At 52.8% G+C, this 20,204-nt stretch carries 18 protein-coding genes; 14 read left to right on the top strand and 4 right to left on the bottom strand.

Features of this window, described 5'->3' with window-relative positions:
* Positions 1 to 3: 3 nt before the first annotated feature.
* From RIN69_RS00345 to fdhD, 4 genes are all read right to left on the bottom strand, one after another.
* Positions 4 to 1,002 carry an ABC transporter permease gene (locus RIN69_RS00345; protein WP_313854800.1) on the bottom strand — a complete coding sequence of 333 codons (999 nt, stop codon included), beginning with the start codon at positions 1,000 to 1,002 and terminating at the stop codon, positions 4 to 6.
* Entirely contained in the window at positions 999 to 2,504 is a 1,506-nt protein-coding gene (locus RIN69_RS00340) for a sugar ABC transporter ATP-binding protein (RefSeq protein ID WP_313854799.1), read from the bottom strand. Before RIN69_RS00340 ends, RIN69_RS00345 begins: the two co-directional genes overlap by 4 nt.
* A 303-nt stretch (positions 2,505 to 2,807) precedes the next feature.
* Entirely contained in the window at positions 2,808 to 3,425 is a 618-nt protein-coding gene (gene sodA, locus RIN69_RS00335; protein ID WP_052898057.1) for a superoxide dismutase [Mn], read from the bottom strand.
* 151 nt (positions 3,426 to 3,576) lie between these two features.
* Entirely contained in the window at positions 3,577 to 4,377 is an 801-nt protein-coding gene (gene fdhD, locus RIN69_RS00330) for a formate dehydrogenase accessory sulfurtransferase FdhD (protein ID WP_390902557.1), read from the bottom strand.
* 913 nt (positions 4,378 to 5,290) lie between these two features.
* Here fdhD and RIN69_RS00325 point away from each other — a divergent pair.
* The 14 genes from RIN69_RS00325 (at position 5,291) to RIN69_RS00260 (ending at position 20,146) form a co-directional block, all read left to right on the top strand.
* Entirely contained in the window at positions 5,291 to 5,482 is a 192-nt protein-coding gene (locus tag RIN69_RS00325; protein ID WP_095922324.1) for a DUF4762 family protein, read from the top strand.
* Between the two features lie 138 nt (positions 5,483 to 5,620).
* Positions 5,621 to 6,295, top strand: a complete 675-nt coding sequence (locus RIN69_RS00320) for a DsbA family protein (protein ID WP_313854790.1) — start codon at positions 5,621 to 5,623, stop codon at positions 6,293 to 6,295.
* A 185-nt stretch (positions 6,296 to 6,480) separates the two neighbouring features.
* The gene (locus tag RIN69_RS00315) at positions 6,481 to 7,242 is read left to right on the top strand and encodes an ABC transporter (protein ID WP_313854789.1); all 762 of its coding nucleotides are present in this window, start codon (positions 6,481 to 6,483) and stop codon (positions 7,240 to 7,242) included.
* Positions 7,243 to 7,305: 63 nt separating this feature from the next.
* The gene (locus tag RIN69_RS00310; RefSeq protein ID WP_313854787.1) at positions 7,306 to 9,444 is read left to right on the top strand and encodes a peptidase domain-containing ABC transporter; all 2,139 of its coding nucleotides are present in this window, start codon (positions 7,306 to 7,308) and stop codon (positions 9,442 to 9,444) included.
* Positions 9,441 to 10,622, top strand: coding sequence for an efflux RND transporter periplasmic adaptor subunit (locus RIN69_RS00305; protein WP_390902476.1), 1,182 nt, complete (start codon positions 9,441 to 9,443; stop codon positions 10,620 to 10,622). The genes RIN69_RS00310 and RIN69_RS00305 overlap by 4 nt, the downstream gene beginning before the upstream one ends.
* Positions 10,615 to 12,558 (top strand): MacB family efflux pump subunit, encoded by a 1,944-nt coding sequence (locus RIN69_RS00300; protein ID WP_313854785.1) that lies wholly within the window; start codon positions 10,615 to 10,617, stop codon positions 12,556 to 12,558. The genes RIN69_RS00305 and RIN69_RS00300 overlap by 8 nt, the downstream gene beginning before the upstream one ends.
* Positions 12,555 to 13,949 carry an efflux transporter outer membrane subunit gene (locus RIN69_RS00295; protein ID WP_313854784.1) on the top strand — a complete coding sequence of 465 codons (1,395 nt, stop codon included), beginning with the start codon at positions 12,555 to 12,557 and terminating at the stop codon, positions 13,947 to 13,949. The genes RIN69_RS00300 and RIN69_RS00295 overlap by 4 nt, the downstream gene beginning before the upstream one ends.
* A 3-nt stretch (positions 13,950 to 13,952) precedes the next feature.
* Complete coding sequence (locus RIN69_RS00290) at positions 13,953 to 15,224, top strand: beta-ketoacyl-[acyl-carrier-protein] synthase family protein (protein ID WP_313854782.1); 1,272 nt, start codon at positions 13,953 to 13,955, stop codon at positions 15,222 to 15,224.
* Positions 15,224 to 16,048 (top strand): MaoC/PaaZ C-terminal domain-containing protein, encoded by an 825-nt coding sequence (locus RIN69_RS00285; protein ID WP_313854780.1) that lies wholly within the window; start codon positions 15,224 to 15,226, stop codon positions 16,046 to 16,048. Before RIN69_RS00290 ends, RIN69_RS00285 begins: the two co-directional genes overlap by 1 nt.
* Before the next feature lie 54 nt (positions 16,049 to 16,102).
* Entirely contained in the window at positions 16,103 to 16,357 is a 255-nt protein-coding gene (locus RIN69_RS00280; protein WP_313854778.1) for an acyl carrier protein, read from the top strand.
* Between the two features lie 8 nt (positions 16,358 to 16,365).
* Entirely contained in the window at positions 16,366 to 17,100 is a 735-nt protein-coding gene (locus RIN69_RS00275) for an SDR family NAD(P)-dependent oxidoreductase (RefSeq protein WP_313854777.1), read from the top strand.
* A 702-nt stretch (positions 17,101 to 17,802) separates the two neighbouring features.
* Complete coding sequence (locus tag RIN69_RS00270) at positions 17,803 to 18,351, top strand: tyrosine-type DNA invertase (protein ID WP_095922315.1); 549 nt, start codon at positions 17,803 to 17,805, stop codon at positions 18,349 to 18,351.
* A gap of 496 nt (positions 18,352 to 18,847) precedes the next feature.
* The gene (locus RIN69_RS00265) at positions 18,848 to 19,369 is read left to right on the top strand and encodes a fimbrial protein (RefSeq protein ID WP_313854769.1); all 522 of its coding nucleotides are present in this window, start codon (positions 18,848 to 18,850) and stop codon (positions 19,367 to 19,369) included.
* Between the two features lie 90 nt (positions 19,370 to 19,459).
* Positions 19,460 to 20,146, top strand: coding sequence for a fimbrial biogenesis chaperone (locus RIN69_RS00260; protein WP_313854767.1), 687 nt, complete (start codon positions 19,460 to 19,462; stop codon positions 20,144 to 20,146).
* Positions 20,147 to 20,204: the final 58 nt, after the last annotated feature.

Here is a 20,204-nt window from a genome sequence, read left to right as displayed (position 1 = left end):
GCGTTAGCGGCGCTGGATATAAGTGATCGCCAGCGCAACCGCCAGCACTAACCCTTTAATAATGTCCATCGCGTAATAAGGCACGGAAAGCATCACCAACCCATTTTGCAGCACACCGAGAATCACCGCGCCCAGAAGGGTTCCCAGCGCATTCGGCTTGCCGGAGCCAGCCAGCGACAGGCCAATCCACGCCGCCGCCACCGCATCCATCAGATAGCCACCACCGGCGTTCACCTGAGAGGAGCCGATACGTGATGCCAGCAGAATGCCACCGAGGCCCGCCAACAGTGAAGCAATCACATACGCCGCGACACGGTAGCGGGTGGTACGAATCCCGGAAAGACGCGCCGCTTCAGGATTTCCACCAATGGCATACATCCGCCGCCCATGTTTGGTCAGTGACAGCAGCAACTGAGCAACCACCGTCACCGCCAGCATAATGATGACGATGGTCGGCACCTGGCCGAGCAGCGAAAACCCGGCAGGAATCGTGCCTTCCGCCATATCACCGCCTGGCAGCACCATATTTTCGGTAATCGAGCCGCCAAAACTGTAGGTCATCGCCACGCCCTGCACCACAAACAGACTGGCCAGCGTTGCCAGCATGTCGGGAATTTTCAGCACCACAATCATAAAGGCGTTAAACAGACCGACCAGCGTGCAGAGCAGCAGCGTCACAACAATCGCCTGCGTCGAGCCAAAGCCGTACCAGACGAACAGCGAGATCACCAGTGAGTTAGCCAGTGACGCCGTGGAACCTACCGACAGATCGAAACCGCCGATGGTCAGCGACACCGACACGCCGATGGCAATCACCGTCACGATGGCGATGGAGCGTAAAATATTGATGATGTTATTGGGATCGAGGAAGCTGTCCGATGCCATGCCGAAGCCGGTAATCAGCGCAACGACCGTCAGTAACATTCCCCACTTGTAGAGAAATTCAAAAAACTGGTGACGCCATAATGGCGACCCCTTCAGGGAAATGTCTTTGCTGCTCACGCAGGCGTTCCTCCGGTGGAATAAAGTAAAAGCGTCTCTTCGTCGACGTTACGCGCATCCATTTCGGCGACTATCCGGCCATCCCATAGCACGCATATGCGATCGCACAGGCCAACCAGCTCGGCAAATTCTCCGGAAGCATAAATGACCCCCTTCCCTTCGCGCGCCAGCCTGTCGATCAGCACAAATAAATCAGTTTTTGCTTTAACATCAACGCCTTTTGTTGGCTCATCAAAAATCAGCACGTCGGCGTTATTACGCAACCATTTGCCGATCGCCACTTTTTGCTGATTACCGCCGGACAAACGGCGCAGCGTCTGCTGCGGCCCGGTAGTACGAATACCAAGCCGGATAATGATGTTCTCAGCCCAGCGGCGCGCCGACCCATGGGAAAAGAAGCTGAAACGGGAGAAACTGTTATCCGCACTGACGCTGAGGTTCATGCTGACCGGCTCATCAATAAAAATGCCCTCTTTGCGCCGCTCTTCCGGCACCAGCGCCAGCCCTTTTTCAACCGAGGCATGCGGTGAAGAGGGTTTCCACGCCTTACCGTGCAGTTCACCGCGGCGCACCCGACTGCGGCTGGCGCCAAACAGCGCTTTGCACAGCTCAGTTTTGCCCGCGCCGGCCAGGCCGGCAATGCCGAGGATTTCGCCTTTGCGCAAAGACAGCGAGATATCCTGCAGCAGCTTATCGTCGTGCAGGCCTTCAATACTCAGCAGGATTTTCCCCTGAAGATCGGCACGGCGCGGCGGATAGATATCATCCAACTGGTGGCCGAGCATTTTTTCAACGATCTGTTCGCCACTCAGATTTTGCATCGATCCGGTTTCAATCAGACGGCCATCGCGCAGTACCGTGAGCTGGTCACAAATTGCTTTCAGCTCATGAATACGGTGGGAAATAAACACCACGCCAATCCCGTTGCGCTGCAAGCGGCGCACCACGCTAAACAACTGCTCGCTTTCATGCTGATCGAGCGGCGCAGTCGGTTCATCGAGGATCAGAAAGCGGCAGTGGTGAGATAACGCCCGCGCCAGCAAGATTTGCTGTTTTTCTGCCAGTGAACACTGGTCGATACGACGACTGACATCAATCTGCACCTCCAGCTGCGCCAGCAGTTCGCGGGCCTGCCGGCGAATCTGACCCCAGCGATACAGCTGCCCGCCTTCCGCCAGCCGGTCCAGCATGATGTTTTCCGCCACGCTGAGCGTCGGCACCAGCGCCACATCCACTTCCTGCTGCACCAGATGAATACCCAGCTGTTTCGCATCGCGCGGCGAGTTGATGGCTACCGGTTGGCCATCCAGCAAAATATCGCCGTGATAATGGTTGTATGCCCCCGACAGCACCGCCATCAGGGTCGATTTTCCCGCACCATTAGCACCCGTCAGCGCATGGATCGATCCCCCTTGCAGGGTGAAATCCACTGCGGTCAGCGCTGCGAAACCGCCAAAAGCGATGGAAATGTTGTGCATTTCAAGGCGATTTAACAGGGTCATCAGGATTTCTGCTCTCGGATTTTAGCGCCAGGTTGGTCGCATTCTTATCGGAATGATTGCCCACGACAACCATCGAAAGCGCATAAGCTAACACAAAAAGTTATTAGCCATCCAGACATCCAGACATAACAGAGAGTTAGCGAAGAGAAAGAGAGAATTAGCAGAGTGAAACAGATAACAATTCGGATTAAACCAACAGGATATGCTGGCGTCCGCTTTCGGCAGGCTGAACGACAGGCAATAAAAAACCGACGAAGCCAGCTCCGTCGGTTGGTCGTCACGCGTTAGCGTGAGGAGAAGATCTTATTTAGCTGAAGCGAAACGCGCTGCGGCTTCGTCCCAGTTAACCACTTCCCAGAATGCTTTGATGTAGTCAGGACGCTTGTTCTGATATTTCAGGTAGTAAGCGTGTTCCCACACGTCCAGGCCAACAATCGGGAAGCCGGAAACGCCAGAAATGGCTTCACCCATCAGTGGGCTATCCTGGTTAGCCGTTGAAACAACTGCCAGTTTGTCGCCCTTCTTAACCAGCCACGCCCAGCCAGAACCGAAGCGGGTAGCAGCAGCTTTCTCGAATTCTGCTTTGAAGGCATCAACGCTACCGAAATCTTTTTCGATTGCCGCTTTCAGGTCACCCTGCAGAGTGGTGCCGGTTTTCAGGCCTTTCCAGAAGAAGCTGTGGTTTGAGTGACCACCTGCGTTGTTACGCAGCACGGTTTTCTTGTCAGCCGGAACCTGATCCAGTTTGGTGATCAGTTCATCGACTGGCAAGTCAGCGAATTCGGTACCTTCCAGCGCAGCGTTAGCGTTGTTAACGTAGGTCTGGTGGTGTTTGGTGTGATGGATTTCCATCGTCTGCTTGTCGAAATGCGGTTCCAGTGCGTCGTATGCGTAAGGCAGGGATGGCAGTGAATAGCTCATGTTCATCATCTCCATTAATGTTGGGCGGCACTCATTATTTGGTTTAGCACCGCGTAAGCAGTCGGATCATTATAGTTAAATAAATGATCTTGAAAATGGTTATCAATGCCCCGCCTTTAGTATGGTTATTTTTTATCCGCTTTAGCGTAGGCTAAATCAGTCGCTGCGGGTGGGTATACACCGTTGCGCGCCCGGGTTTACTGAAGCCGATTAACGTCAGATTACTGCGCTGCGCCACTTCAACCGCCAGCCGGGTGGCCGCGGAAACCGCAAACAGAATTTCGACGCCGCACATCGCTGATTTCTGCACCATTTCATAACTGGCGCGGCTGGAAACTAACGCTGCTCCCTGTGTCCACTGTTGCTGGCTGCGATAACCGAGCAGCTTATCCAGCGCCACATGACGCCCGACATCTTCATAGCCGCCCATCAGCTGACCATCAGGCGTAATCCACGCGGCGGCATGGGTACAGCCGGTATATTCGCCAAGCGGCTGGAATTGACGCAGTTGGCGTAATGCCAGGTCAAGATACTGCAAATCAAAAGTCTGGGTAAAAGGCAGCGGTTGAATTGGCTTGCCGATCTCAGCCAGTTGCTCAACGCCACATACGCCGCAGCCGGTGCGTCCGGCCATTGCTCGACGCTGGGCCTTCAGCGCCATAAAACGGCGGCTTGAAAGCTCGACCTGTACTTCGATTCCGTTACAGGAGTCGACCACATCGATGCCATAGATATCCTGCGGCGCAGCGATAATCCCTTCTGACAATGAAAAACCAATGGCAAAGGCTTCAAGATCTTTTGGCGAGGCCATCATCACCACATGCGAAATGCCGTTGTAGACCAGTGCAACCGGTACTTCATCGGCCAGCCAGTCTGGCTGCGCATGCTGCAAATCCTCTTTTTTCCATACCTGAACCGAGCTTATTCCGGCAAGCTGCTGCGGATTAATCACTGAATCCGGTGTTGTACCTTTCACGTTAACGCTACCTGTTGGTCTTTATCTGCAGCGATTTTGAACCGTTCGGCGTGCCGGCGCAAAAAATTCGTCAGCATCGGCAGTCCAAATCGGGTTATGGATAAATTTTGAGCAGAAGTGCACCTTCATGGCTGCTATCATCAGCCAATCGCTCTCAGCCCATTAGCGGTTTACCAACAGCGGATGGGCGTAAACCACAGAAAAAAGCCCCTGATGAGTATTCGCATAATCCCGCAACAGTCGCTGGAGGAAAGCGATCGGCACGTGGCGGAAAACATTCCTCCGCTGCTTTCCCCTGCTGAACAGACTGCCCATAATTCGCTCGTGCAGATCAATAACTTCGTCTGTCAGGGTGGCTCTGGCTGCCGATACGACACAAACCAGCGAAGCATAACGGCGAACATCCGTGAATTTTGCAGGTCGCGGCTATTCATTTTCCTGCCTGTGTCCCCGCTAAAGCTTTGCATAACGTTTCCCTCAAATTATTTTTAAAAAATTTTGCCGTCTCAGGATCCGCTATTCTTGATATTTTCTGAGAAATGTCCTGCATCATAAATTAGACAGATCTGGCATTGGGCAAGTCTGAATTTGCCCGGTGCGTTTTATCTTGATTTTATATCAGAAAACTCCTGCAACCTGTGTAATAGAACGATTGATTTTGCTCGTTTCATGTCATTTCAGGTGTATTGCCCAATTAAAAAACCGCCGCTACAATGCGCCGGATCCGATAATGAAATCCTGAATGTTTTTCTTCAAGGGGATTATTTCGGAGTGCAGGGGACATGTTTTTATCATGTTTTCTCTGTGCGGAGAGTCACTGGAAGCAGGTCAGTGAACGATATCTGCAGACTATTGTTATATTAATTCTAACTAAATAAGGATATCACAGATGAAAAAGATCAACATGAATGAAGCAAGCGCAATTGTTGGCGGCACCACTACTTGCGTAAACAGCTTTGAATTAAACCTGGTGGGTGATGCAACTGTTTGTAACGCAGTGAAAACCTGTACTGATAAAAATGGCGTTGTGACTAAAACGTTCACCGCTGCAGCAATCATCAACTGCGGTAACGTAGGCTGAGAAACATCCGTTTCTTATTAAATCAGAATAAATAGTTGTACTGTTTTTCTGACAGGGCGTTGTATTTCATATACAACGCCCGCCTGATATTTCCCCTGTGAGCGTCGCGTATTATTATTTCAGGATGAAAAGCCCCCCATGAAAAAAAGAATTCTGCCCATTCTGGCGTATACTGTTTTTGTCGCGGTTATTTCAGCGCTGATTACGACAGCCTGGATCCATTACCTTGTGCGCAACCAAGCCAGCGATGACGGACAACAGGTTCTGACGTCGTTGTCGGCGGATAAATTAGCCAAAAGTCCAATTACGGATGGTGAAGATATTATTGAAATCTTCTCATACGGTTGTCATTACTGTGCAATAAACGAAAAGAATGTTGAGGCGCTGGAAAAACGTATGCCAGCGGGTAAAAAACTGGTTCGCCTGCACTTAAGCCTGGATAATCAGGCCGGACTGGCGCGTTTTGCACCGGTATTTGCCACATTGCAGGTAATGGGTATTGAAGAAGCCCATCGTGAAAGCGCCTATGACGCGGTCATGAAAAATCACATCGATTTAGGTGATGCGGCAAAACGAGATGCGTGGCTGGCAGAAAATAAGATTGATGTCGATGAATACCATAAAGTCAGTCAGTCGGCAGAAGTCAAAGATCTGCTGGATTATATGACCCGCGTTTCGCAATATTACGACATTAATGCGACCCCGACCTTTATTGTGGCCAAAAAATGGGTAGCGATTCAGGACCGTGATTTTCCGTCATTCTCTGACAAATTACTCTCTATTTTAAAGAATGATCAAGCGCCGGAGAAATAATGAAATTCGTTGCCCTGTGGTGCGCGCTGTTTTGGAAAAACCTCACCGTCAGATGTCAGTGGTTTTTGTATAAACTTCGGCTTACTGGCTACAGGGCGCATTGTTTATTATTCCGGCATATGCATTATCGCGTTATTTTTTCCTTGTCCCACGTCAGCCGCTTTTTAGGGCTGACAGGCCGCGATGTGAAATTACGGGCGGCGGTCGCGCAGTCTAACCGTCAGTGTCTGATGAATGACAATAAGAAATTTGATTATATCTGGCTGACCCAGCGGCGACAGCTGCTGATTCAGGCGGTGACCTACGGACAGAACCGCCGTGCATTACGTGAGCTGGCCGACTGCTCGGCCAGGCTCAATGCGGTGGTCGAGCCGCTGCAACGCGCCGGTCAGCCGGTGATCCTCGCGCCATTACACATGGTGTCCGACGTACTCACTACTATGGTCGGTGCTGCGGCGTTTCCGGGTAAAGCGACGGTCATCACCTCGCGCAGCGCGGATGAACATTCCGCAGCGGAACGGCAACTGGGTGGCGTCGATCTGACCTATTGTTCGATACATGCAGATAATAAAAACATTGCCGGGAATTTGATGACGTCGGTCATGGAGGCAGCCGATAACCAGCGGAATATTATTTTATTCCCGGATATCACGCCTGATTTCACGCAGTTCGCCAGTAAAGACAAAGCTGAAAAATTATCCTGCCGGATGTTTGGCCGTCCTGCCAGTTTACACAGCGGTATTATCCGGCTGGCACGAATGATGTCTGCGAAGGTGATTTTTTATCATCTTTATTACGACAAGGGGTTGAATATCGTTATTCATGACCCGGTCAGTGCAAAAGAATTAAAAGAAAAAATGCCGCGCATTATTGAACAAAGTATTCGTGAACACTCAACCGACTGGATGCTGTGGCATTCACATTCGTTATTTTTTATTAATGAATGAAAACCAATCCGCAACAGCGCAGCGATATTACTGAAAAAAACAGGGCGTTTTAAGGTATCGATTATGGATAATATTATTCCTAAGCTGGTTTATCAGGCAGAAACGAATGAGTGCGCGCTGGCCTGTATTTCTATGCTGGCGGAGACTCAGGGCATCAGCGCACCGCTTGAAGTGTTACGTGAACGTTTCCCGACATCGTCCCACGGCACCGCGCTGTCGACCCTGTGCGACATCTTATCTGAGCTGGCGATCCCGGCGTATCCGGTAGCGTTTGATTTCGATGAGCTGGCAGAACTGCCTTTACCGGCCATTTTGCACTACGGTGCCAGTCACTATGTCCTGCTGGCCTATCGTCAGGGAAGCTATGTCTGCGTGATGAATCCGGCGATTGGCGAACAGCTTCTGCCGATTGCCGCGCTCAAATCTGAAATCAGCGGTTACGCGGTAGTGCTCGATCAGGAGGCGCCGCGCACTGCGCAGCCGGCAGAAAAACAACCGCGCACGCGTCGTTTCCGTGCGCTCGAATGCATGAGCCTGAAACAAACGGCGGCGATCCCCGGCATTTACAAGCTGATGTTGCTGGCATTTCTGGTATCACTGACCTTGTTCATCATGCCGGTGATGGTCAGCTCGGCAATCAACAACGTTTTCTCTTCCGGCGGCAAAACCGAATTCCCATATTTCTATTACCTGCTGGCCTTCGTTGTCTCGACGTTGCTGGCGTTTATTGTGCGCAGCGTGACCGAGCGGTTTATCAAACGTTTTGTCGTGATGCAGAGCGTCAGCGGTTTTGCCCGGTTGCTGAACAACACGCTCTCTTTCTTTGAGAAACGCAGCCCCGGTGAAATCTACAGCCGTTTCTCCAACTGGCAGATGGCGGCGGCGCAAAAAATCGAGCTGGATAACGGCCTGCGTGTGGACTGGGTCGTCGGCGTGATTGCGCTGGCGGTGATGTGCTATATCAGCCCGCTGCTGGCCGGAATTTCCGCCATCGGCGTCACGCTGATGGGGCTGGTCAGCGTCTGGGCGATTTTCCGCGACCGCTATTACACTCAGCAGGTTCAGGTAAAGAGTGCAGAACAAAGCGACTTCCTGCTGGAAACTATTCAGGGTTTCGCCACGCTCAAATCCGCCGGACTGAACAGCCAGCGTCAGGCGGCATTCGCCGGATATGCGCTGTCGCTGTTTGACTGCCGCCAGAAACAGAAAGTGTACGAGCAGGTGAAAAGCAGCCTGTATCAGCTGATTGGCAGCCTCGAGATGGTTTTCTTTATGCTGCTGGCGCTACCGTTGCTGAAAGATAACCGGATTTCACTGGGTGAATTCTTCGCCTACAGCTTTGTCCGTCAGATTTTTACCGCTTACATCACGCAGATTTTCTTCTCAGTGCTGCAAAAGAATCAGCTGCACGTGATTGATACCCGAGCCGCCGATCTGTTCCCGCAGGTCAGAGAAGAGGCCGCCGGTGACTTACTGCTGCCTGTCCGCTTTAGCCAGGAGCTCATCTACCGGGAACTTCAGTTTGCTTACGATCCTGGTAAACCGGTGCTGGATCACGTGTCGATGACGGTGCGTCATGGCGAAACGCTGGCGATTGTCGGTGAGTCGGGCGCGGGGAAAAGTACGTTGCTGAAAGTCATTACCGGACTTATCGAACCTCAGGGCGGAGAAATCCTGGTCGACGGACAGTCGGTCAGCAGCCGTCAGGTACAGAAGCTGTTCTTCCTGCAAAGTCAGGAGGACATCCTGTTCAATACCAGCGTTCTGCAAAACATCACGCTGTTTGATCGTGAACACGACGCGCAAAAACAGCTGCGTATCGATAAGTCGCTGCGCGGGCTGAACCTGACGGAGGTGATCGACCGTCTGCCAGGCAAACAAAACGCGCTGATCCGCGAAAGCCATCCCGCGCTGTCGCTGGGGCAACGTCAGCGTCTGATGCTGGCACGTGCGATGTACAGCGATTGTCCGGTGATGGTGCTGGATGAGCCGACGGCCAATCTCGATGAAGAGACGGCGCAGCAGGTGATGCAAACCCTGATCAGTCATTGCCATGAATACGGAAAAATTCTGATCACCGTAACGCACAGTGAAACCGCGCTGGCCTTATTTGACCGCATCTGTGTGATGAGAAATGGTCGCGTAGCCGCGACAACGAGCACTGTGATTTCCACTATCACCCCGCAAGGAGAACCGGCGTGAGTTTCTCGATCAGACAAATCGCCGTCGGACACCGCAAGGTATTTTATGCACTGATCATTGTGTTGTTGATCCTGCTGGCCGGTGCTGCGTACGGTGTACATAGCATAATGTCCGGCACTGCTGCGCCGCTGGTTTCACAGGCTATAGGTCGCGGGGATATCGAAAAAACCGTACTGGCGACCGGTATCCTCAAGCCTTCCGCGCAGGTCAACGTTGGTGCGCAGGTCAACGGTCAGTTGAAAAAACTGTATGTCCGTGCGGGCGACCGGGTCACAAAAGGCCAGTTACTGGCCGAAATCGACCCGACGCTGCAACAGAGCGAACTGCGTAAATCCGAAGCGGAACTCGACAGTGCCGTGGCGCAAAAACAGGCGTCGCTGTACACGCTCACGCAATATCAGCTGGAGCTGAAACGTCAGTTACAGATGGATCGCGATGGCTCAGGCACCAAAAGCAATCTCGAGCAGGCGCAGGCTAAAGTCGATACCCAGAAAGCGCAGATCAAAGTCAACGAAGCGCAGATTGTGCAGGCGCAGATGGCGCTGGAAACGGCGAAAGCCAATCTGGGCTATACGCGGATCCTGGCACCGGTGGACGGGCAGGTGCTCGGCATCGTCACCAAAGAAGGGCAAACCGTGGTCTCTTCGCAGACCGCACCGACCATTCTGGTGCTGGCCAACGTCGATACCATGACCGTGCAAACCCGTATTTCAGAAACCGACATCCTGAAAGTGCATCCCGGCCAGCCGCTGTGGTTTTACGTGGTCGCCGATCCCAAACATCGTTATCAGAGCGTAATGGGCACCTTGCAGGACGCGCCAAACGACGCCTTACAGGATGAAAGCACCAGCAGCCAGACTCAACAACCTTCTGCCGTCTATTACAACGGCGTATTCAGCGTGCCGAACCCTGACCATCTGCTGCGCACCTCAATGACCGCGCAGGTATTTATCATCACCGAACAAGCCAAAAATGTGCTGCGTCTGCCGGTGATGGCGCTGGGGCAGCCACTGGGCGATGACCGGTTTCAGGTGCAGGTGGTGAACGGTGATAAGACCGAACAACGGGTAATCCGCGCGGGCATCAATGACCGCCAGTTTGTCGAAGTGAAAGACGGGCTGAGCGAAGGTGAGCACGTGGTGGTGATGCAAAATGAGGGAGAGACGGCAAATGGCTAATTCTCCGGTCATCGAACTTTCGCATATCTCCCGCCGTTTTGGTGAGGGCAACGCCGCCGTCACGGTGCTCAAAGATATTTCCCTGCGCGTCAATGCCGGGGAAATGCTGGCGATTATCGGCGCGTCCGGTTCGGGTAAATCGACGCTGATGAATATTCTCGGTTGTCTGGATAAGCCGTCGGAAGGCGAAATGCGCATTATGGATGTGCCTGCGCATGTGGCGACCAGCGAACAACTGGCGCAATTGCGCAGCCAGTATCTGGGCTTTATTTTTCAGCGCTATCACTTGATGCCCTATCTTACGGCCCTCGAAAACGTCACTATTCCGGCGCTGTATACCGACATGCCCGCGGCGGCGCGTCAGGCGCGGGCGGAACATTTGCTCAACCGGTTAGGTCTTGACAACCGCATGAATTATCGGCCCGCGCAGCTTTCCGGCGGGCAACAGCAACGCGTCAGTATTGCGCGGGCACTGATGAACGGTGCGCCGGTGATCCTCGCCGACGAGCCGACCGGCGCGCTCGACAGCACCAGTGGTCAGGAGCTGATGGCGATTTTGCATGGCCTGCATCAGGCCGGCCATACGCTGATTATCGTCACCCACGACCGCAGTATCGCCGAACAGTGTCAGCGTATTGTCGAAATCCACGACGGCGAGATTATCGCAGATCGCATCAATCTGGTGATACAGCAGGGCAAATCTCAGGGATTACCGGCAATAGCCGCCACCGGACGCACGCCGATGTGGCAGAGTCTGAAAGAAGCGGTGCGTATGGCGTGGCGTTCCCTGCTCGGGCACCGGATCCGCGCCTTTCTTTCCATGCTCGGCATCATTATCGGCATCTCTTCGGTGGTGTCCTCAATGGCGGTGGGTGAAGGCGCGCGGCAGAGCATTCTCAGCCAGATAAGCCAGCTCGGTACCAGCACCATCGAAATTCAGCCCGGTCTGGGCTGGGATAAACCGCGACCTGATTTTGAACGTTCCCTGACGCTGGAAGACGTGGATTTGCTCGGCAGGCAGCCGTACATCGACAGCCTGTCGCCGGTGGTGAGCAAAACCGTAATGGCAATTCGTGGCGGTAAACAGGTGCTGGTGTCGTTGTCGGGCGTCAGTAACGGATTCTTTCGCGTGCAGGGGCTCAATTTTATTGCCGGAAACCGTTTTACGCCCCGCGATCTCGACGACCGCGAGCCGGTGGTGATCATCGACCCGAATGTGCGCAGCACCTTGTTTCCCGGACAGGATCCGCTGGGCGAAATTATTCAGCTTTCCGGCGTGCCTTACCGGGTGATCGGCGTAGCGGATAAAAAAGGGCCGAAGTATATCGGCGAGCAGCTCGGCGCGTGGATCCCTTACACCTCCTTGCTGGAGCGCATGTCGGGCGATACGCCGCTGCAATCCATCACCCTGCGTATTGCCGACGGTTATCCGACGGATGTCGCCCAGCGCAACGTCGAGCAACTGCTGGATTCGGCGCATGGCAAACGCGATTTCTTCACCATGACCAACGACCAACTGACGAAGACTATCCGTAAAACATCGGAATCAATGACGCTGCTGATCACCGCCATTGCCGGGATTTCGCTACTGGTGGGCGGTGTGGGCGTGATGAACATCATGCTGGTGTCGGTGACGGAAAGAACGCACGAGATTGGCATTCGTCTGTCGGTTGGCGCACGTCCGGCGGACATCATGCGTCAGTTCCTGATTGAGGCGGTGGTGATTTGTACCCTTGGCGGCCTGATCGGCATTGTCGGATCCGGCGTGGCAGGGCTGATTTTTTCTCAGGTTACGCAGGAATTTACCATGATTTTCACCTGGCCGCCGATCCTTTTAGCCTGCGGTTTCTCGGCGCTTATCGGTCTCGGCTTCGGCTTTTTCCCGGCACGTAACGCCGCGCGTTTGCATCCGACAGAGGCGCTGGCACGCGAATGAACAAACTGAATTTACTCTCAATGGCAGTGATGACGTTACTGATCACCGGCTGTGGTCAGGCGCTGAAAAGCGAATACCAGCGGCCGATGCTGTCGGTGCCGCAAACCTGGCGGGTGCAGGATACCGGCGAGGGCGTGGCGAAATTTTCTCCGCACTGGTGGGATAACTTTGATGACCCGCAGCTGTCACGGCTGATTGTTTCCGCGTTGCAAAGCAATAACGATCTGGCGCTGGCGGGCATAAAACTGCGGCAAGCGCTGCTGACGGCGGGTATCTCAGATCTGAATCTGACCCCTGATTTTTCTGCCAATGCATCGGCCAGCAACACCAAAAATATGCGCCGCGAAACCACGCCGGTCGAAAGTTACACGAACTCACTGTCGGCCTCTTATGAGCTGGATCTGTGGGGGAAACTGGCGCGCACCCGCGAGCAGTCCGACTGGCTGGCAAAAGCCTCGGAGCAGGATTTGCAGGCCACCGCACTGACGCTCATCGGAACCACTTCACAGCTTTACTGGCAGATTGCCAGCCTGAATCAGCAAATCAGTAATTTGCAGCAAAGCCTGGCGATTGCGCGGAAAACCGTGGTGATGGTGACGTCACGCTGGAAAGCCGGTGATCTCGGTCAACTGGATTATTTGCAGGCACAGCAAACGGTGCTGAGCCGCGAAAATAACCTGCGCGATTTGTATCAACAGCGCGATGAAAACCGTAATGCACTGGCGATTTTACTTAGCCGTCCGCCGGGTCAATACCTTGCAGAGCGTCAGTCGCTGGATATTCATCAGAGCGTGCCTGTGGCGCAGCGTTTACCGCTTGAAGTAATCGCCAGAAGGCCGGATGTGCAGTCGGCTGAGATGAATCTGCGTGCGGCGCTGGCCGGTTCGGACGTCGCACGGCTGAGCTTTTATCCGTCGCTGACGCTGAATGCGTCACTGAATGCCGGGGCTTCTGTGTTTCAGCAATGGTTCAGCAATCCGGCCAGAACGCTTGGATCTGCGCTCAACTTGCCGTTTATCGAATGGAACAAAGTACGGCTGACCGTTGAACAATCCGGTCTGGATGTACAAACCGCGGCGATTCAGTTCCGCAGCGCATCGTACAGCGCGTTGCAGGATATCGACAATGCCATGTCGCAGCGCCTGACCTATCAGCAGGAAAAACAGCGACAGCTGGAAGATCTGGTATTAAGCCAGCAGCGGCTGGCGCTGGTGGAAAGCCAGTATCGTCACGGTTCGGTGGCGTATCAGACGCTGCTCGACGCGCAGAACACCTTGCTGGACAGCCAGAACACGCTGGTCACCACGCAATATAACTACCTGTATTCAACCATGAAACTCTGGCTGGCGCTGGGTGGCGGGGAAGACAACACATTGAGTCAACAAGGATAAAGCATGCAAAAGGATGTTTTACAGACGGCAGACACGCCGCGTCGGGTGGTCGTGACCGGTTACGGTGCGGTGACCCCGCTGGGGTTGAACTCCGCCGAAAGTTGGGCCGCGATCATGGATTACACGCCTGGTTACCGCTACTGCGACAAATCAGCTGCCGGGATTAAATCGCGTTTTTACGGCCTGATTGATCATGAACCTTCGCTCAAAGGCGTGCCTGCGGCGATCCGTCGCCGCCTGCCGCGTTATGCACGGCTGACGCTGGCGTCCGCGCGGGAAGCGATGCAGATGGCGTTTGGCGATGACAAGCCGGAGCAACATTACGATTTGCGCGACTGTGGCGTCATTATGGGTACCGGCTGGGCGGGCCAGGATGAAACTCAGCTGCATTACGAAGACTATCTGCGTACCGGTATGGGATCTCCTTTTGGCTGCTTTTTCTCCATGCCGAATTCCGCCACGGCGGCAGTCAGTTTGCTGTGGGGATTGCGTGGCTATCAGAACACGCCGGTTGCGGCTTGTGCGACCGGAACTATCGCGGTCGGCGACGCTTTCGAACTGATCCGCAGTGGCCGGGCCAGCATGATGCTGGCGGGTGCGGGAGAATCACTGCGTTCTGATTCGGCGGTATGGAATATCGACGTGCTGGGCGCGCTGGCCAGTGAACAGGAAGCGATCACCCGCGCCTGTTGCCCGTTCAGCCTGCATCGCAACGGTTTTGTGCTCAGCGAAGGTGCGGCGGTGCTATGTCTGGAAGAACGGGAATCGGCCGTTGCGCGCGGCGCAAACATTCTCGGTGAGATTCTGGGTTACGGCAATTTCTCAGATGCGTTTGATTTTACCGCACCGGCTGAAGACAAAATTGCGCGGGTGCAAACCATCCGCCATGCGCTGGCGCAGGCCGGTATTGCCGCCAGCGATCTGGATTATATCAATGCGCACGGCACCTCTACGCCGCTCAACGATCTCAATGAAACCGAAGCAATCAAGATTGCGCTGGGAGAAACGGCGGCTTATAGCACCCCGTGCTCAAGCACCAAATCCTATACCGGACATCTGATCGCGGCGGCTGGCAGTTTTGAATCAATCATCTGCCTGCAGGCACTTGAGCATCAAATCATACCTGCGACCTGCCATCTTGATGCGCCCGATCCTGCGTGCGATCTGGATTACGTCCCCAATGTGCATCGCCCGGCGGTACTGAACACCACGCTGAACCTGAGTTTCGGCTTCGGCGGGGCGAACGCCGCGCTGGTGATCGGAAGGGGAAAATAATGCTGGCGGCTGACACTTTGCGTTACAGCCTGTCTGATGCCGAACGCTGGGCGGCATTTTCCGGTGATTACAATCCGATCCATTTTGATGCTGCTGAGGCGCAGCGTCTTGGTCTGACCGGATTATGTGTTCACGGAATGCGCGCGATGCTGGATATGAAATCGGCGCTGAGTACTTCGCGGGAAAAGCACGGGGTTACGGCAGACGGACTGATGTTCACCAGCCGTCTACGCGAACCGGTGTTGTGCGACACGCTGTATCAGCTGCCGGTGCGCGAAACGCTGCGTGATGACAGGGTGCAGCTGAGCGCAAGCTTGCGTCATGCGCAGACACAGCAGGCCAGCATCAGCAGCAAACTGACGCCGACGCAGGCACTGGTGCTGTCACCGGTCACGCAGGTGAATACGCTGGGCGCGCAGGAACTGGCAACGCTGCATACGCAGTTTCTGGCTGTCGGCAGTCCGGTGGTTCCGCCGTGGAGTTTTCTCGACGCGGTGCTGTTTCGCCAGCTGGTGAACGCCCCGCAGACGCTGGAAACCGTGCACAGTCTTTTACCGTCGGTTCATGCGACCAGCCTGGGTGACGTTTTTACTCTGGTACAGGTGGTGCAGACGCATCATGAAACGCATTTTTCCCCGCGATTACTGACGCAGACAGAACAGGAACCGCGTTTCGGCGCGATACATTACGCCATCCTGCCGACGCTGGTCATAGGCGAAAAACAGCGCGGGCTGGTGCTGCTGGCAGGCATTCAGGCATGGCAGGACGCTGAACCGCTGATGTCCGTCGCGGTCACGCTTAAAACCGGACCGCTGACTGAATGACACACTAATTTTTCATAAAAAAGAAATATAAATTAATCACTTAAAGGAATAAACATGCCGAATTATGATGAGGTTTACAGCAAGGTTTGCGAGATGCTGTGTGACGCGAAGGATCTTGAGCAGGAAGATCTCACCCCGGACATGCCCTTGTATCAGCTCAAACTCGATAGCCTGGATTACGTTGAACTGATGGTGCTGGCGAAGAAAGAGTTTGGCGTCACCATCGAGGCTGATTTGTTCGTCGATAACGTGAACATTACGGTGCGTGAGCTGTGCCAGTATCTCAGCGAAAAAGCCACTAAGCCATGAAAGAAGTCATGGAAAATCAATGGATTTTAATCACCGGTGGCAGCCGGGGGATCGGACGCGCCGCCGTACAGCGTCTGGCGAAAGAATGGAATGTGGTATTTACCTGGTGTCAGGGCGAAAGCGCCGCGCACGAGGTGGAGCTGGCCTGTGCGGGGTTGCCCGGCCGGGTCGAAAGTCATCAGTGCGACGGGCGTGATGAGCAGGCGGTTATACATCTGGCCACTGACCTGCTGGCACGCTACGGCGCGCCGCACGCCGTGGTACACAATGCGGGTATCACGCTTGATGCGCTGCATATCCACCAAAACGCCGATAACTGGCGTAAAGTCATGGACACCAACTTAAACGCCATCTTCTACTGGAACAGCCAGTTAGTTGAACCGATGATGATGCAGGGCGGTGGTTCGGTGGTAATGATGTCGTCGGTGACGGGGATAAAGGGTAACAGTGGGCAGAGCGCTTATGCGGCGAGTAAGGCGGCGATGATCGGCCTTGCGCGAACGTTATCGGTAGAACTGGGGCGCTTTAACGTTCGGATTAACTGCCTGCTGCCCGGTTATATCGACACCGAAATTCTCGCTGATATGCCTAAAGACAAGCTTGTTGCGCTGCGTAAAACGATTCCGATGAAACGTTTCGGAAAGGTGGACGAAGTGGCAGGCGCGGTGGCGTGGCTGGTCAGTGAGGACAGCACGTACATGACCGGACAAAGTCTCATTCTGGACGGTGGTCTTTCCGCCTGATCTCCCGTTACTTCTGCCTGACCAAAACAGGACGCATTGCGTCCTGTTTTTTTTTATTTCCGCGCTGTCTCAGGTTGTTCCTGCTTTGCTAATCCCCGCCGTAGCCGCGAAAAAACGACTGGTGGTTGCCAGATCGCCGTTTATTCGGCACAACTTTCGGATGTTAAGCTATACACTTGAAATAAACTTCTCGCCCGCCCTGAAAATGCGTAAAAAGCCTCAGAAATTTCCTTGTAAAAAATTCCTGCCACAGGCAGGATAAAATGCCTCCGTAGCACCGAAAATGAGAGGGTGTTAAAGGATAAACGCGAAAATACGCCATGCTGATTGCCACGTACTTGATCTGTTAATATAGTTCACAACAGTTTAAAACCGTGAATTATTTTAAATTACGCCTACGTTATGGCGAATATGATATAAACTTAATTGTCAGTGATGATAACCATAAAGCTTTGATTTTTATTTTATTTGATGGCGTTTGGTTTAGGACGTATATTGAAAATGAATGAATTGACTTTATACGCATCACTTTAAGGAGGGCCCTAACCACACAGGGATATTAAAAACCCCTGTTATTAAACGATGAATTAATGAACCGTTGTGCAGCAGGCGATCACTATTTCCATTTTCGGAAAAGTGTTGAATGATGAGTGCCACCGAAATCAATACTTATCCGGGACACTATGAACATGAAGAGGCACTATGAAAAATCGTAAATATCTGACTCCGTCTGAGGTTGAGAAACTGCTTGAGGCTACGTTGCGCGGAAGGCACGCAGAACGGGATTATTGCCTGATCTGGATGTGTTTTATCCACGGTTGCCGGGTCAGTGAAATCAGCAGCTGGCGGCTCTCGGATATCGACATGGAAGGCAATAATATCTATATCCACCGGTTAAAAAATGGCTTCTCTACCGTTCATCCTCTCTATATGCGGGAAAGGAAATCGTTAATGCTCTGGATGAATAAAAGAAAGCAATACCGTGGTGCGGATTCCGACTGGTTGTTTCTTTCTAATCGTGGTTCTAAATTATCACGACAGCGCATTTACTGGTTAATAAGAAATTATAGTCAGGCCGCTAATCTAACTATTAACGCCCATCCGCATATGTTAAGACACGGCTGTGGTTTTGCGCTGGCAGACAGAGGGATTGATACCCGCTTAATTCAGGATTATTTAGGTCATCGTAATATTCAGAACACGGTTTTATATACGGCGAGTAACGCCAAAAGATTTAAAGAAGTCTGGTAGCCAACCTGTAATTAATTGTTTCAATGGGGTCATTTTGAACTAAATTGGAGCATACTCTAATCAGCCGGTAAATTTCTGTCAATACTGAGTGCCACCCTCCGCAGAAGTTTATTAAAATCATATAAAATTCAGTTTCTTATAGATTAATTTGTTAATTCGACATACCGGAAGTCTCTCGGTTTTTTCTTACATCCCCTTCGCTTGATTTCTCACGCCATACTCACTCTGCCGGCAAATACTTTAGTTTTATCTCATAATAACCCCATATAAAAGCATTAGATTCTGCACAAAATTCCATATTTAGCACAATAAACCAAAGGAGTCACTTTAGTTCAAAATGAATCGTTTGGGTTTCGGGATTAAACACGCCCGGCGGCTTATTAAGTGGGGTGGAACCTCATGAACTAAATAAAGGAATGACAGATGGTTTTGTCAAAACTAATTCGAACACCGGGAAAGGTGTTTCGATTTGCATTATGTTAATAGGAAAAATTTCGTGAAAAAGAATCTTCTTGCTGTTGCCCTGATCGCGTCTTCTGCATTCGCTTCTTCCGCTTTTGCAGCAGATGGCGCCGTTAACTTCACTGGCACTATCACAGATGCGGCTTGTACGATCGATACTGCTTCTCAAAACCAGGATGTCTTCCTGGGTAATATCGCCCGTACCGCGTTCCCTGTTGCGGGTTCACTAGCCGCTGCCAAAAAATTCACTTTAGTTCTGACCGACTGCCCTGACACCGTGACCGGTGCGACCGTGCGTTTCGACGGTACTCAGGTTTCTGGTGACAACACCGTGCTGGCGCTGACTGCCGGTGACAACACTGCCTCAGGCGTAGGTATTCAGATTTCTGACAACCAGAACAAAGTGGTTCCGTTGTACGAAGACTCCTCTGTTTATCCGCTGGTCAGCACCGGTCCTAACAATCTGGACTTTAGCGCTCGTTACATCTCCCTGACCGACTCAGTCACCGTGGGTGATGCAAACGGCGTGACTCAGTTCACCGTGGTTTATCAATAAGCCCTTTTGATTCGCTTCAGTTGAATTAAGTCAGACCAGGGGAGTGCATGCCCCTGGTCTATTTGAATGGTTAAGACAGGCAGGGACACGATGAAAACATGGCGCGCTACAGCGGTGGCAGCATTATTAATGACCTTCGGCATGGCCGCACAGGCGGGTGTCGTGGTCGGCGGCACGCGTCTCATCTATGACGGCGGCAAGAAAGAATCCTCCATCAATATCAGTAACCCCGATAAAACGCCTTATCTGATCCAGTCCTGGGTGGATGGCGCTGAAAACGGCAAAACAGCATCGGCTGACAAAGCGCCGTTCATCGTGACTCCACCTTTATTCCGCCTTGACGGTAATCAGCAAAACATTCTGCGCGTAGTGCGTGCGGGCGGTGATTTGCCCGAGACCAAAGAGTCGCTGTACTGGCTGAACATCAAATCGATCCCTTCCGCCGAGAAGCGAGAAAACACCCTGCAGATTGCCGTGAAAACGCGCATCAAGCTGATTTTTCGCCCGTCCGGCGTGAAAAGTACGCTGGAAGAGTCCGCTAAAACGCTGACATGGAAACGCATCGGTAACCGCATTCAGGTGACCAACCCGTCGGCGCATTACATCACTTTCTTTAACGTGAAAATCAATGGCGGCGCGATGAAGAACGTCACCATGGTCGCACCGCAGTCTGATGCCAGTTTTGACTTACCGGCCGGCGTCACCGGCGGCTCACTGAGCTGGCAATTCATCAACGATTACGGAGGCACCAGCAAACCTTTTATTGCCAGTCTCTGACCTGAATTAATGACCAGAAGAAGTCTGTCACGGCGGTAAACAAGGAAGGCGAGGGAGT

This window comes from Winslowiella toletana, from assembly GCF_032164335.1.
In the GTDB taxonomy this organism is placed as follows: Bacteria; Pseudomonadota; Gammaproteobacteria; order Enterobacterales; family Enterobacteriaceae; genus Erwinia; species Erwinia toletana_A.
Note: the sequence above shows the minus strand (reverse complement) of the source record. Positions and strands in the feature narration are given on the sequence as shown.